The sequence below is a fragment of the Irregularibacter muris genome (assembly GCF_024622505.1).
Taxonomy (GTDB): domain Bacteria; phylum Bacillota; class Clostridia; order Eubacteriales; family Garciellaceae; genus Irregularibacter; species Irregularibacter muris.
The window spans coordinates 164,856-178,212 of the sequence record NZ_JANKAS010000004.1 but is presented as its reverse complement, the minus strand read 5'-3'; the positions used below and the strand labels follow the sequence as shown (position 1 = coordinate 178,212).

General features: G+C 37.0%; 23 protein-coding genes. All 23 read left to right on the top strand.

Annotated features, from left to right (window positions below; genetic code table 11):
* The first annotated feature begins 27 nt into the window (after positions 1–27).
* The 23 genes from rpsH to rpsI all read left to right on the top strand — a co-directional run bounded on the left by rpsH (position 28) and on the right by rpsI (position 13,288).
* Positions 28–426, top strand: a complete 399-nt coding sequence (gene rpsH / locus NSA47_RS06585; RefSeq protein ID WP_257530207.1) for a 30S ribosomal protein S8 — start codon at positions 28–30, stop codon at positions 424–426.
* Between the two features lie 33 nt (positions 427–459).
* Entirely contained in the window at positions 460–996 is a 537-nt protein-coding gene (rplF, locus tag NSA47_RS06580; protein ID WP_257530205.1) for a 50S ribosomal protein L6, read from the top strand.
* Positions 997–1,013: 17 nt separating this feature from the next.
* Complete coding sequence (gene rplR, locus NSA47_RS06575) at positions 1,014–1,382, top strand: 50S ribosomal protein L18 (protein WP_257530204.1); 369 nt, start codon at positions 1,014–1,016, stop codon at positions 1,380–1,382.
* 17 nt (positions 1,383–1,399) lie between these two features.
* The gene (rpsE, locus tag NSA47_RS06570; RefSeq protein ID WP_257530202.1) at positions 1,400–1,900 is read left to right on the top strand and encodes a 30S ribosomal protein S5; all 501 of its coding nucleotides are present in this window, start codon (positions 1,400–1,402) and stop codon (positions 1,898–1,900) included.
* Positions 1,901–1,913: 13 nt separating this feature from the next.
* Positions 1,914–2,093, top strand: a complete 180-nt coding sequence (rpmD, locus tag NSA47_RS06565; protein WP_257530200.1) for a 50S ribosomal protein L30 — start codon at positions 1,914–1,916, stop codon at positions 2,091–2,093.
* Positions 2,094–2,106: 13 nt separating this feature from the next.
* Complete coding sequence (gene rplO / locus NSA47_RS06560) at positions 2,107–2,547, top strand: 50S ribosomal protein L15 (RefSeq protein ID WP_257530198.1); 441 nt, start codon at positions 2,107–2,109, stop codon at positions 2,545–2,547.
* A 1-nt stretch (position 2,548) separates the two neighbouring features.
* A complete protein-coding gene (gene secY / locus NSA47_RS06555; protein ID WP_257530195.1) occupies positions 2,549–3,805 on the top strand; it encodes a preprotein translocase subunit SecY in 1,257 nt (418 codons plus the stop codon).
* 56 nt (positions 3,806–3,861) lie between these two features.
* Positions 3,862–4,512: an adenylate kinase gene (locus NSA47_RS06550; protein WP_257530193.1), complete on the top strand. Its 651-nt coding sequence runs from the start codon at positions 3,862–3,864 to the stop codon at positions 4,510–4,512.
* 1 nt (position 4,513) lies between these two features.
* Entirely contained in the window at positions 4,514–5,260 is a 747-nt protein-coding gene (map, locus tag NSA47_RS06545; protein ID WP_257530191.1) for a type I methionyl aminopeptidase, read from the top strand.
* A gap of 25 nt (positions 5,261–5,285) precedes the next feature.
* Positions 5,286–5,585 (top strand): KOW domain-containing RNA-binding protein, encoded by a 300-nt coding sequence (locus NSA47_RS06540; RefSeq protein WP_257530189.1) that lies wholly within the window; start codon positions 5,286–5,288, stop codon positions 5,583–5,585.
* A gap of 7 nt (positions 5,586–5,592) precedes the next feature.
* A complete protein-coding gene (gene infA, locus NSA47_RS06535; protein ID WP_257530187.1) occupies positions 5,593–5,817 on the top strand; it encodes a translation initiation factor IF-1 in 225 nt (74 codons plus the stop codon).
* Positions 5,818–5,835: 18 nt separating this feature from the next.
* Positions 5,836–5,949, top strand: coding sequence for a 50S ribosomal protein L36 (gene rpmJ / locus NSA47_RS06530; RefSeq protein WP_025434559.1), 114 nt, complete (start codon positions 5,836–5,838; stop codon positions 5,947–5,949).
* Between the two features lie 147 nt (positions 5,950–6,096).
* Complete coding sequence (gene rpsM / locus NSA47_RS06525) at positions 6,097–6,465, top strand: 30S ribosomal protein S13 (protein ID WP_257530186.1); 369 nt, start codon at positions 6,097–6,099, stop codon at positions 6,463–6,465.
* A gap of 20 nt (positions 6,466–6,485) precedes the next feature.
* Positions 6,486–6,881 (top strand): 30S ribosomal protein S11, encoded by a 396-nt coding sequence (gene rpsK / locus NSA47_RS06520; protein WP_257530184.1) that lies wholly within the window; start codon positions 6,486–6,488, stop codon positions 6,879–6,881.
* 23 nt (positions 6,882–6,904) lie between these two features.
* A complete protein-coding gene (gene rpsD / locus NSA47_RS06515) occupies positions 6,905–7,531 on the top strand; it encodes a 30S ribosomal protein S4 (RefSeq protein ID WP_257530182.1) in 627 nt (208 codons plus the stop codon).
* Positions 7,532–7,600: 69 nt separating this feature from the next.
* Positions 7,601–8,548 (top strand): DNA-directed RNA polymerase subunit alpha, encoded by a 948-nt coding sequence (locus NSA47_RS06510; RefSeq protein WP_257530180.1) that lies wholly within the window; start codon positions 7,601–7,603, stop codon positions 8,546–8,548.
* 27 nt (positions 8,549–8,575) lie between these two features.
* Positions 8,576–8,917, top strand: coding sequence for a 50S ribosomal protein L17 (gene rplQ, locus NSA47_RS06505; RefSeq protein WP_257530178.1), 342 nt, complete (start codon positions 8,576–8,578; stop codon positions 8,915–8,917).
* A gap of 133 nt (positions 8,918–9,050) precedes the next feature.
* Entirely contained in the window at positions 9,051–9,884 is an 834-nt protein-coding gene (locus NSA47_RS06500; protein ID WP_257530175.1) for an energy-coupling factor transporter ATPase, read from the top strand.
* Positions 9,875–10,738 (top strand): energy-coupling factor transporter ATPase, encoded by an 864-nt coding sequence (locus NSA47_RS06495; protein WP_257530173.1) that lies wholly within the window; start codon positions 9,875–9,877, stop codon positions 10,736–10,738. Before NSA47_RS06500 ends, NSA47_RS06495 begins: the two co-directional genes overlap by 10 nt.
* Positions 10,731–11,540, top strand: coding sequence for an energy-coupling factor transporter transmembrane component T family protein (locus NSA47_RS06490; protein ID WP_257530171.1), 810 nt, complete (start codon positions 10,731–10,733; stop codon positions 11,538–11,540). The genes NSA47_RS06495 and NSA47_RS06490 overlap by 8 nt, the downstream gene beginning before the upstream one ends.
* A gap of 2 nt (positions 11,541–11,542) precedes the next feature.
* A complete protein-coding gene (gene truA, locus NSA47_RS06485; RefSeq protein ID WP_257530169.1) occupies positions 11,543–12,286 on the top strand; it encodes a tRNA pseudouridine(38-40) synthase TruA in 744 nt (247 codons plus the stop codon).
* Positions 12,287–12,431: 145 nt separating this feature from the next.
* Positions 12,432–12,866 carry a 50S ribosomal protein L13 gene (rplM, locus tag NSA47_RS06480; RefSeq protein WP_257530167.1) on the top strand — a complete coding sequence of 145 codons (435 nt, stop codon included), beginning with the start codon at positions 12,432–12,434 and terminating at the stop codon, positions 12,864–12,866.
* 29 nt (positions 12,867–12,895) lie between these two features.
* Positions 12,896–13,288 (top strand): 30S ribosomal protein S9, encoded by a 393-nt coding sequence (gene rpsI, locus NSA47_RS06475; protein WP_257530165.1) that lies wholly within the window; start codon positions 12,896–12,898, stop codon positions 13,286–13,288.
* The last annotated feature ends 69 nt before the right edge of the window (positions 13,289–13,357 follow it).

The following is a 13,357-nucleotide window of genomic DNA, read 5'->3' as shown; positions in this document are numbered from 1 at the left end:
GGAGATTGTGGAAGGAGGTACAAATAAATGGTTATGACTGATCCTATTGCAGATATGTTAACCCGTATTCGTAATGCAAATAATGTGAAGCACGAAACAGTCGAAATTCCGGCTTCCAATGAGAAAAAAGCTATTGCGAACATTCTTCTGGATGAGGGTTTTATAAAAAATGTAGAAAATATAGAGGACGATAAGCAAGGTATCATCAAAATTACCTTGAAATATGGTCAAAACAAGCAAAGAGTTATTAGTGGTTTAAAAAGAATTTCTAAACCTGGACTAAGGGTATATGCGAAAAAAGATGAAATACCTAAAGTATTAGGAGGATTAGGAATTGCAATCATATCCACATCTAAGGGTGTTGTAACAGATAAAGTTGCAAGAACTCAAGGAATCGGTGGAGAAGTACTTTGCTATATTTGGTAAAAATGACAGTAACGGGATATAGGAGGTGTAGACATGTCAAGAATTGGTAAATTACCTATTGCTATTCCAGAGGGTGTAAATGCAGAGATAGCAGGCAGCACTTTAACAGTAAAGGGCCCTAAGGGACAATTGGTAAAAACATTCCATAAAGATATGAATATTGCTATAGAAGATAATGAAATTCTTGTAACAAGACCATCAGAGAATAAAAAACATAGATCTCTTCATGGATTAACTCGCTCACTTATTGACAATATGGTCAACGGAGTTTCCAAAGGGTTTGAAAAAGTATTAGAAATCAATGGTGTTGGTTACAGAGCACAAAAACAAGGAAATAAATTGGTATTAAGCTTAGGATACTCCCATCCAGTAGAAATGGTAGATCCTGAGGGTATTACAGTAGAAGTACCTGCTAACAACAAAATCATTGTTAAAGGTATTGATAAAGAATTAGTAGGACTGCATGCGGCAAACATTCGAAAAATGAGAGAGCCTGAGCCTTACAAAGGTAAAGGAATTAAATACGAAAACGAAACAATTAGACGTAAAGAAGGAAAAGCAGGTAAGTAGGAAAGGAGTGAATCCAATTGATTAATAAGCCTAACAGGAATGAAGATAGAAAAAAACGTCATTTAAGGGTAAGAAAAAAAATTAGCGGCACGACACAAAGACCTAGATTAAATGTCTATAGAAGTTCCACCAATATCTATGCACAAGTTATTGATGATATAAATGGCGTAACATTGGCAGCGGCTTCTTCCCTTGATCCACAGATAAAAGAAGCTACATCTGCTAGTGGAAACAAAGAGACAGCAAAATTAGTTGGTAAATTAATCGGTGAAAGAGCCCTTGAAAAAGGGATAACAGAAGTTATATTCGATCGTGGCGGTTATATTTATCATGGAAGAGTTAAGGAACTATCTCAAGCTGCTAGAGAAGCTGGCTTGAAGTTTTAAGAGAAGGAGGGAAATAAATGCAACGAATTGATGCAAGTGCTTTAGATCTTAAGGAAAAGGTTGTTTCAATAAATAGGGTTACTAAAGTTGTTAAAGGTGGTAGAAACTTTAGATTTAGCTGTTTAGTTGTTGTAGGCGATGAAAATGGCCATGTAGGCGTAGGTACTGGTAAAGCAATGGAAATTCCAGAAGCAATTCGAAAAGGGATTGAAGATGCGAAAAAGAAATTGATCAAAGTATCTATGGTAAATACATCTATTCCCCACGAAATTATTGGAGAATTTGGAGCAGGTAGAGTATTACTAATGCCAGCTAAGGAAGGTACCGGAGTTATTGCAGGGGGACCTGTACGTGCGGTACTTGAACTTGCAGGTGTACGTGACATCCGAACAAAATCATTGGGGTCAAAAAATGCCAGAAACATGGTGAACGCAACAATGCTTGGATTATCTCAATTGACTACTGTTGAAGAAGTAGCAAAACTTAGAGGTAAATCTGTAGAAGAGATATTAGGTTAGGGGGGAGAAAACCTTGGCTAAACTAAATATTACATTAACTAGAAGTAAAATTGGTAAAATGAAAGATCAAATTGCTACTGTAGAAGCCTTAGGGTTGAAGAAGATTGGTCAAACAGTAGTACAAGAAGATACACCTCAAATAAGAGGTATGATCAATAAGATTCAACACATGGTAAAAGTAGAAGAAGCATAAGGAGGTGTAAGGTATGAAGTTACATGAACTAAAACCCGCACAAGGTTCTACTAAGAAAAACAAGAGAAAAGGCCGTGGTACCGCTACAGGTTTGGGAAAAACAGCTGGTAGAGGACAGGATGGTCAGCGTTCCCGTTCCGGTGGTGGAGTAAGAATTGGATTTGAAGGTGGACAAATGCCTTTATCCAGAAGATTACCTAAACGTGGCTTTACAAATAGATTCAAAAAAGAATATGCAATTGTAAGCTTAGAAGAATTAAATCGCTTTGAGGACGGTACTGAAGTAACACCAGCTCTTTTAATAGAAACAGGCTTGATTAAAAAAGAGCTTGATGGTGTAAAAGTATTAGCCAATGGAGAGCTAGAAAGAAAGCTTACTGTAAAAGTGCATAAAGTAAGCAAATCTGCTGCGGAAAAAATTGAAGCCGCTGGAGGAAAGGTAGAGGTGATCTAAGGTGTTGGCAACTTTAAAAAATGCATGGAAAATCCCTGATTTACGAAAAAAAATACTTTTCACATTAGCCATGTTATTTGTATATCGATTAGGTAGTGTTGTACCAGTGCCTTATATAAACCGTGAGGTTATCAGTCAAATTGTAACCCAAGGCGGAGTACTTGGACTATTCGATATCGTATCAGGTGGTAACTTTAGTAATTTTACCATATTTGCCATGAGTATAACACCTTACATCAATGCGTCTATCATCATGAATCTTTTAACCTTTGTTATCCCTGCCTTAGAAAGAATGGCTAAGGAAGGGGAAGAAGGGAGAAAGAAAATAGCTCAATATACTCGTTATGCAACAGTAATATTGGCTTTAGTGCAAGCTATTGGTTTAAGCTTATCTATACAAAATGTATTGCTTGAAAAATCATTTTTAACTATAGCGGTAGTGACCATTACCATCACAGCAGGTACAGCTTTCTTGATGTGGTTGGGAGAACAAATTACCGAAAACGGAATAGGAAATGGAATTTCCCTAATCATCTTTGTGAGCATCATCTCAAGATTACCCTCAGGTATTGCTAAAATGATAGAATACGTGAGAATAGGGACCCTTAATATCCTTACCCTAATCCTATTTATAATATTTGCTATTATCGTTATAGCAGCAGTGGTGGCTGTACAAGAAGGTCAAAGAAGAATTCCTGTTCAGTATGCCAAAAGAGTAGTGGGTAGGAAAATGTATGGAGGACAGAGTTCTCATATCCCAATGAAGATAAATCAAGCAGGAGTTATTCCAGTAATCTTTGCTAGTTCCATAACACTATTTCCAGCAACACTAGCAAGCTTTTTCCCAACTTCTAAAATAGCAAATTTCATTGCCACATGGTTTGCTTGGGGAAAACCTGTGAGTACTGTACTATACATTTTACTCATTATAGCCTTTACCTATTTCTATACGGCTATCACATTCAACCCAGTTGATGTGGCTAACAATATGAAAAAACATGGTGGCTTTGTTCCTGGTATACGACCAGGCAAACCTACTGTTGAGTTCTTAAATAGAACCTTAAATAGATTGACACTATCTGGTGCAGTCTTCTTAGCTCTTATCGCAGTCTTGCCATTGGTAATAGGTGCTATTGCAGGCATTGACTTACGTTTTGGTGGAACAGGATTACTCATTGTGGTAGGGGTAGCTTTAGAAACAGTGAAACAATTAGAATCACAGATGATGATGAGACATTATCAAGGATTTTTAAAATAAAGGTTGAGGGGGCTTAGCCCTCAAAGCCTTAGTAGTAAAGCATGGAGGTGGAGGAAATGAGAATTATATTATTAGGACCTCCTGGAGCAGGAAAGGGAACACAGGCTGCAAATATAGTTTCAGCATTCCACATTCCTCATATTTCAACAGGAGACATATTTAGAAAGAATTTAAAAGAAGGAACTCCACTAGGACTAAAAGCAAAAGAATATATGGATCAAGGTTTATTAGTACCAGATGATCTGGTTTTGGAAATAGTTAAGGATCGTCTTAGTGAAGATGATTGCAAACAGGGATTCATGCTAGATGGTTTTCCACGTACAGAAGCTCAGGCAGAAGCTCTGGATGAAAATCTAAAAACCATGGGAGCTTCTCTCGATACCGTTTTAAATATAGAAGTAGATCATGAGTTATTGATAGAAAGAATCACTGGAAGACGAATTTGCAAAAAATGCGGTGCAACCTATCATGTGAAGTTTAATTCTCCTAAAGAAGAAGGAAAATGTGATCTTTGTGGTGGAGAATTATATCAAAGAGCAGATGACCAGGAAGAAACCGTCAAGAAAAGATTAGATGTTTATACCCAACAAACACAGCCCTTGATTAAGTATTATGAAGAAAAGGGCATCCTGAAAACAATCAATGGACAACAAGATATTGATAAAGTATTTGAGGATATCAAAGTAGTTCTTCAAGGAGAAAGATAATATGATTATCTTAAAATCTTCCCATGAAGTAGAAATTATGAGAAAAGCGGGAAAAATTGTAGCAGAGGTCCATCAAAAGTTAAAAGAAGCTATCCAGCCAGGTATTACAACTCTGGATTTGGATAAAATAGCGGAAGAATACATTTTGCAATCTGGTGCAAAACCTGCTTTTAAAGGATATGGCGGTTTTCCAGCATCTGTTTGCACATCTATTAATGAAGAGGTTGTTCACGGCATTCCCGGATCCCGCGTTATAGAAGACGGGGATATTATTAGTATCGATATAGGCGCCATAGTGGATGGATATTATGGTGATTCTGCGAAGACTCACCCAGTGGGAAAGATATCCCCAGAGGCAGAAAGACTGATAAAGGTCACAAGAGACTGTTTTTATGCAGGCTTGGTTTTTGCCAAAGAAGGGTATAGACTATCAGATATATCCCATGCTATTCAAAAGCACGTTGAAGATAACGGCTTCTCAGTGGTTCGAGATTATGTAGGGCACGGCATTGGACAAAATATGCATGAAGACCCACAAATACCTAATTTCGGGAGACCTGGTAAAGGCCCTAGATTAAGAGAGGGCATGATTCTAGCAATTGAGCCTATGGTAAACCAGGGGACCTTTCATGTTAAAACCTTAGGGGACGATTGGACAGTAGTGACATTAGATGGAAAATTATCTGCCCACTACGAACATACAATCGCTATAACTGAGGGGGAACCGGAAATTTTGACGAAACTTTGATTTCAGTAATTAATGAGGTGGATTTATGGAAAGTAATGATCTATTATTAGGTCAAGTGGTCTATTCGCTAGCCGGAAGAGATAAGGGAAAGTTTATGGTCGTTATGGAGAAAATAGATTCTCAATATGTACACATCAGTGATGGTGACATAAGAAAAGTAGATAAAGCAAAGAAAAAAAAAGTAAAACATTTACGAAAGACTAACCATATTATTTCCACGATCAATAAGAAACTGGAAACAGGGCAAAAAATTAATAATGCTGAGATACGTAAGAAATTAAAGGAATTAGGATATAATACCCAAAATGGGAAACGGGAGGATTGATTGCCTAATGGCCAAAGAAGATGTGATAGAATTAGAAGGCACTGTGGTAGAAGCAATGCCAAATACAATGTTTAAAGTTGAGCTTGAAAATGGACATCAGGTACTAGCTCATATTTCTGGAAAACTAAGAATGAATTTTATAAGGATTTTGCCTGGAGATAAAGTAACGTTAGAATTATCACCCTATGACCTCAATCGAGGTAGAATTACATGGCGTGGTAAAGCTAAGTGATATAAGGAGGGATAAACCATGAAAGTAAGACCATCTGTAAAACCAATTTGCGAAAAATGCAAAATTATCAAGAGAAAAGGTCGAGTAATGGTAATTTGTGAAAATCCTAAACATAAGCAAAAACAAGGCTAAAAGCATTGAAATATATGAACAAAATTGATAGAATATCTTAGTTGATATTAAGCTTGCAAGAATACAGGGGCGGCTGCAGTGGATATCCATTGACCTTTATTCTTACTATACAATCAACTATAACAAGCTTAGGAGGTGCAACCATTAATGGCTAGAATTGCCGGTATTGACTTACCTAGAGATAAAAGAATTGAAATTGGATTAACTTATATCTATGGTATTGGTAGAAAGAGTTCAAATAAAATTTTACAAGAAGCAGGAATTAGTCCTGATACAAGAGTAAAAGACTTAACAGAGGCAGAAGTAGGAAAATTAAGAGAAGTGATTGACAGAAACCATACGGTAGAGGGAGACCTTCGTAGGGAAATTTCATTAAACATTAAGAGATTAATGGAAATTGGAAGTTATAGAGGCGTAAGACACAGAAGAGGCCTTCCTGTTAGAGGTCAAAATACCAAAAACAACGCGAGAACACGAAAAGGTGTAAAACGAACCGTTGGAAAAGGTAAGAAATAGGTCGCAAAGGAGGGAAAAAAATGGTAGCTAAAAAAGTGACAAGAAGCAGAAGAAAAAGAGAACGAAAGAATATAGAGCGAGGAGCTGCTCATATTCAATCAACTTTTAATAACACCATTGTTACTATCACAGATGCAGCAGGAAATGCGCTATCTTGGGCTAGTGCCGGTGGATTAGGATTTAAAGGATCTAGAAAAAGCACACCATTTGCAGCACAAATGGCAGCAGAAACAGCTGCTAAAGCAGCAATGGAGCATGGTTTGAAAAATATTGAAGTATTTGTAAAAGGTCCCGGTTCTGGAAGGGAAGCAGCAATACGTTCCTTACAGGCTGCTGGTTTAGAAATAACCGCTATTAAGGATGTTACTCCTATTCCACATAACGGATGTAGACCACCAAAAAGAAGAAGAGTTTAATAGATTAGGAGGTGCAAAGGTAAATGGCAAGATATACAGACGCATCCTGTAGACTATGTCGCCGTGAAGGCTTAAAACTATATCTAAAGGGTGAAAGATGTTATACAGATAAATGTGCAATAGCTAGAAGACAATATGCCCCAGGACAACATGGGCAAAGAAGAATAAAACTTTCTGAATATGGTATTCAGCTTAGAGAAAAACAAAAAGCAAAAAGAATTTATGGAGTATTGGAAAGACAGTTTGAAAAATACTTCGAAATGGCAGAGCGTAAAAGGGGTATAACAGGGGATAACCTGTTACAAATTCTTGAAACCAGACTCGACAATGCAGTATATAGAATGGGATTTGCTTCCTCTAGAAAAGAAGGAAGACAATTGGTACTACATGGACATTTCACCGTAAATGGACAAAAAGTAAACATTCCTTCCTATTTAATCAGTGAAGGGGATGTTATTGCCATAAAAGAAGAAAGTAAAAAATCAGAGAAATTCAAAGAAGTTCTTGAAATTACCTCTGGAAGAATTGCTCCCCAATGGTTAGACGTAGATACAGAAAACCTCAGCGGAAAAGTAGTTTCACTACCTACCAGAGAAGATATTGATATCCCAATTGAAGATCATCTTATCGTCGAGCTATACTCTAAATAATAAGAGGTTAGAATCAGTTGCCCTCATTAGATACAAATTGAAAAAAGTTGTTAGGGAGGGTTGTCTTTTATGATAGAAATAGAAAAGCCAAAGATTGAATTGATTGAAACAAATGAGGAGAACACCTATGGAAAGTTTGTATTAGAACCCTTAGAGAGGGGTTATGGAATTACCCTAGGAAACTCCTTGAGAAGAATCTTATTATCTTCTTTACCGGGTGTGGCAGTATCTTCAGTGAAAATTGAAAGTGTACTACATGAATTTTCCACAGTACCTGGTGTTGCAGAGGATGTAACAGAAATTATTTTGAACCTAAAAAAGCTATCCGCAAAGCTGTATAGTGATGAGCCTAAGGTTGTGCGCATTGAAGCCCAAGGAGAAGGCCCTATTACGGCAGGAGATATTATTGCAGATGCTGATGTAGAAATATTAAATCCAGATTTACACATTGCCACTCTAAGTGAAAATGAAAAGCTAAATATGGAGATCACCTTAGAAAAAGGTAGAGGCTATGTTTCTGCAGAGAAAAACAAAGAACCTGGGCAACCAATAGGAATTATTCCTGTAGATTCAATTTTCACACCTGTTAAAAAAGTGAATTATCATGTGGAAAATACCAGAGTAGGACAGGTAACAGACTATGATAAGTTGACCCTAGAAGTATGGACCAACGGTAGCATTAAGCCAGAGGAAGCAGCTTCCTTAGGGGCAAAAATACTTAATGAACATTTAAATCTATTTATAGATCTAACTGAACATGTAACAGATGTGGAAATTATGGTGGAAAAAGAAGAAGATAAAAAAGAAAAAATGTTAGAAATGACCATAGAAGAACTTGATCTTTCAGTAAGATCCTATAATTGTTTAAAACGTGCAGGCATTAACACCGTAGAAGAACTTACACAAAAGACTATGGAAGATATGATGAAGGTACGAAATCTAGGGAAAAAATCCTTAGAGGAAGTAGAACAGAAGCTAGACAGCTTAGGATTAAAACTAAGTGAAAGTGATGAGTAAAGATATTGGAGCAAAGGAGGGATATAGATGGCTGAACAGCGAAAACTAGGACGTCCCACTGATCAAAGAAAAGCTATGTTACGTAATTTGGTAACTTCCCTTTTAGAGAATGGTAAAATAGAAACAACAATTACAAGAGCAAAAGAAACCAGAAGTGTTGCTGAAAAAATGATTACTCTTGGAAAAAGAGGAGATCTACACGCTAGACGTCAGGCACTGTCTTATATAACAAAAGAAGACACCGTGAAAAAGTTATTTGACGAAATTGCTCCTAAGTATGAAGAGCGAAATGGCGGATATACAAGAATATTAAAAATGGGACCTCGTCGTGGAGATGCCTCTGAAGTGGTAATCCTTGAACTAGTCTAAATAAAAACATCTTAAGGGATAAGGGATTAAGTATTGCAAATTTTTTGCAAGGTTGCTTAGTCCCTACTTTTTTAGTAAAGTGAGGCTAAAGTTTCTTAAATCGGTTTTGATTAGGAAGATGAGAGGTTAAGAAATGAAAAAAATGATAGAGATTCAAGATTTAGTTTATGAGTATAAAAATAATGAGAATGTAGTTACCCAAGCCCTAAGAGGAATAAACCTAGATATCTACAAAGGAGAATTTGTAGTCATCATTGGTCACAATGGTTCAGGCAAATCCACTTTAGCTAAGCATATCAATGCAATTTTTTTGCCTACTCAGGGGAATGTAAAAGTAATGGGCCTAGACACTAAGAATGATGAAAACTTATGGAAAATACGGCAAGGTGCAGGCATGGTCTTTCAAAATCCTGATAATCAAATCGTTGCGACTATTGTAGAGGAAGATGTAGCTTTCGGGCCAGAAAATCTAGGAATCCCCAGCAAGGAAATCCGTGGGCGTATTGACCATGCTCTAAAGTTGGTGGATATGCAAGAATACTCACAACATGGTCCCCATCTTTTATCGGGAGGACAAAAGCAGAGAATTGCCATAGCTGGGATAATCGCTATGAAACCTCAATGTATAGTCCTAGACGAGCCCACTGCAATGCTGGATCCATCTGGTCGTAAGGAAGTAATAGAGACCATTAAAAAGCTAAATAAAGAGGAAGAAATCACCGTAGTGCACATTACCCATTATATGGATGAAGCTGTGGATGCAGATCGTGTTATTGTTATGGAGGAAGGGCAAATCGTATTAGAAGGAACCCCAAGGGAAATCTTTTCCAAGGTAGACACATTAAAAGAATTGGGTTTAGATGTTCCTCAGGTAACGGAATTGGCCTTTCAACTTAACAAGGAAGGTGTTTCAATAGATAAGGATATTTTAACAGTAGATGAGATGGTGATGAAATTATGGCCTTGAAAATAGAAGATTTATCTCATATATATATGGAGGGTACCCCCTTTGAATTTCATGCGTTAAAAGAAATAACCACTCAAATAAATGATGGAGAATTTATTGGACTTATAGGCCATACAGGATCGGGCAAGTCTACCTTTATTCAACATCTAAATGGACTATTAAAGCCAACCTCTGGAAGTATCATCATTAATGGATTGAACATAACCAAAAAGGAAGTAAAACTAAAGGAAATTAGACAAAAAGTTGGTTTGGTTTTTCAATACCCAGAACATCAATTATTTGAAGAAACCATTTATAAAGATATTGCTTTTGGCCCTATAAATCTAGGATTAGACCCTAGACAAGTGGAAGAAAGAGTAAAAGAGGCCATGGAATTGGTAGGACTCGACTTTGAAAACCTAAAGGACAATTCTCCCTTTGAATTAAGTGGAGGACAAAGACGAAGGGTGGCCATTGCAGGGGTATTGGCCATGAAGCCTGATGTACTCATATTAGATGAGCCAACAGCTGGATTGGATCCTCGGGGGAGGGATGAAATCCTCCACCAGATAAAAATGCTTCATAAAAAATACAAGAACACAGTTATTTTGGTTTCCCATAGTATGGAGGATATCAGCAGACTTGCTGAAAGAATCCTCGTTATGCATAAGGGGAAAATTGTACTATCTGGTGGACCCAAGGAAGTATTTAGAGAAGTTGAATTATTGGAGGAAATTGGACTAGCAGCTCCCCAAGTGACTTATTTAATGCGGGCACTCAGGGAAAAAGATCCACAGGTTAGAGAAGATATCTATACTGTAGAAAAAGCAAAGGAAGAAATATTAAATATGTTGAGGAGAAGGACAAATGCTTAAGGATATTACTATAGGTCAATACTTTCCAAAGGATTCCGTCGTCCATCGTTTGGACCCAAGAACAAAAATTATACTTACATTTATATATATTGTTTCTTTGTTCCTGATCAAACAATTTAGTGGATATCTGTATGTTATAGCCTTTGTGGGATTATCTATATTTCTTTCGGGAGTACCCGTAAGATACGTATTAAAGGGTTTAAAGCCCTTAGCGATCATTATAGGGATCACCGTTGTTATCAATATGATTCTTACCCCAGGAATAGAAATATTTCGATTGGGTCCTATTAAAGTAACAGAGGAGGGGTTAAGGTTAGCAGGTTTTATGGCCCTGAGACTCATATTCTTAGTGTTAGGTACTTCATTACTTACCTTAACGACATCTCCTATAGCCTTGACGGATGGCATTGAATTTATTGTAAAATATATCCCCTTTGTAAAAAAATATGCCCATGAATTGGCCATGATGATGACCATAGCCTTGAGATTCATTCCTACTCTTATGGAGGAAACAGATAAAATTATGAAAGCCCAGATGGCAAGAGGGGCAGATTTTGAAAGTGGAAATATCCTTCAAAGAGCTAAAAGTCTAGTTCCCTTATTGGTTCCTCTGTTTATCTCGGCCTTCAGAAGAGCCGATGAACTTGCCATTGCTATGGAGGCAAGATGCTATCGTGGGGGAGAAAACAGAACGAGATTAAAAGAACTAAGTATGGCAGCTAGAGATTATCTTGCTTTTGCCCTAATGGCCATTGTGGTTTCCCTTATTATCATTCATCCCTATGTTTTGGAGATGATATAAAATTGCGTAATATACAAATCATCCTAGGATATCAGGGAAGCTCCTATCATGGATGGCAGAGGCAGAAAAATGCCATAACAGTGCAACAAAAAGTAGAAGAGGCCCTAAAAGAAGTTACAGGACAACAGCTAGAGATTATAGGAGCCAGTAGAACAGATAGCGGTGTCCATGCCAATGGACAAAGTGCAAATTTCCTTACCCATAGCAAGATCCCTGTAGATAAAATCCCCTATGCTATAAATAGCAAATTGCCTAGGGATATACGGGTTTATCAGGCGCTGGAAAGACCTATGGATTTTCATAGTAGATATCATTCCACTGGAAAAAAATACACTTATCATGTGATTAACAATGCCTTTGGTTCTGCATTGGATTTCAATAGGGCATGGCATGTACAAAAGGCATTAAACATTGAGCATATGATAAAGGCAAACCAACATTTCATAGGCACCCATGATTTTGCTGCTTTTCGATCGACAGGCAGTTCAGTAAAGACATCAGAGAGAACAATATATGCTTCTAAGCTTTGGCAAAGGGAAGAAAAGCTCATTTTAGAGATAAAAGGGAATGGTTTTTTATACAATATGGTTAGAATTATTATGGGTACATTAATAGAAGTGGGTATGGGTAAAATATCCCATAAGGATATTCCTGCCATTATTCAGTCAAGAGAAAGAGATAGGGCAGGGATAACAGCTCCAGCCCATGGATTATATCTTGAAAAGGTATATTATGAAAATCCATAAAAGCATTGACACGCCTGGAGGATTGTATTACAATATACAGTGGTATTGAATTTGATCCACTAGCCCCGGATCAGAGGAAATATTCATTGATCAAATAAAAAAAAGTAAATTATTGAACATATTTGGTAATAAGGAGGGAAATAGATTGAAAACAACCATGGTAAATCCCAATGAAATAGAGAGAAAATGGTATGTAGTAGACGCTGAGGGAAAAACCCTAGGTAGATTAGCTACTGAAATCGCAAGAATTTTAAGAGGAAAGCATAAGCCAATATACACACCTCATTTAGATACAGGCGATCATGTGATTGTTCTTAATGCAGGAAAGGTAGTATTGACTGGAAAAAAATTGGATCAAAAACTTTTTAGAACTCACTCATTATATCCAGGTGGATTAAAGGAAGTTCCCTATAGAAAAATGTTAGCTGAAAAACCAGAAAAAGTGGTTTATGAAGCGGTAAGAGGAATGATTCCTCACAATCGTTTGGGACGACAAATGATGACAAAATTAAGAGTATATAGAGGCACAGAACATCCCCATGAAGCACAAAAACCAGAAGTGTTAGACATTAACGCTTAATTCCACAAGCTGTGAAAGGAGGAAGGACATTGGCAATTTTACAATATCAAGGAACCGGTAGAAGAAAAAAATCTATTGCTAGGGTAAGATTATTACCTGGAGAAGGCAAATTCATTATTAATGGTAGAGAGATAGATAATTTTTTTGGATTAGAAACTTTAAAAGTTATTGCGAAACAACCTTTAACTTTAACAGAAACAGAAGGCAAGTTTGATGTTTTTGTAAATGTAAATGGTGGCGGATACACTGGTCAAGCAGGTGCAATTCGTCATGGTATTGCAAGAGCTTTAATCAAAGCCGACGAAGAGTTAAGAACTCCATTAAAGAGAGCAGGATACTTAACTAGAGATCCTAGAATGAAAGAAAGAAAGAAATACGGATTAAAGGGAGCCAGAAGATCCCCACAATTCTCCAAGAGATAATATATTGCAAAAAGACACTTTCTATTATAGATGTGTCTTTTTTTTATTTTGGTTACTACAACGAATTAT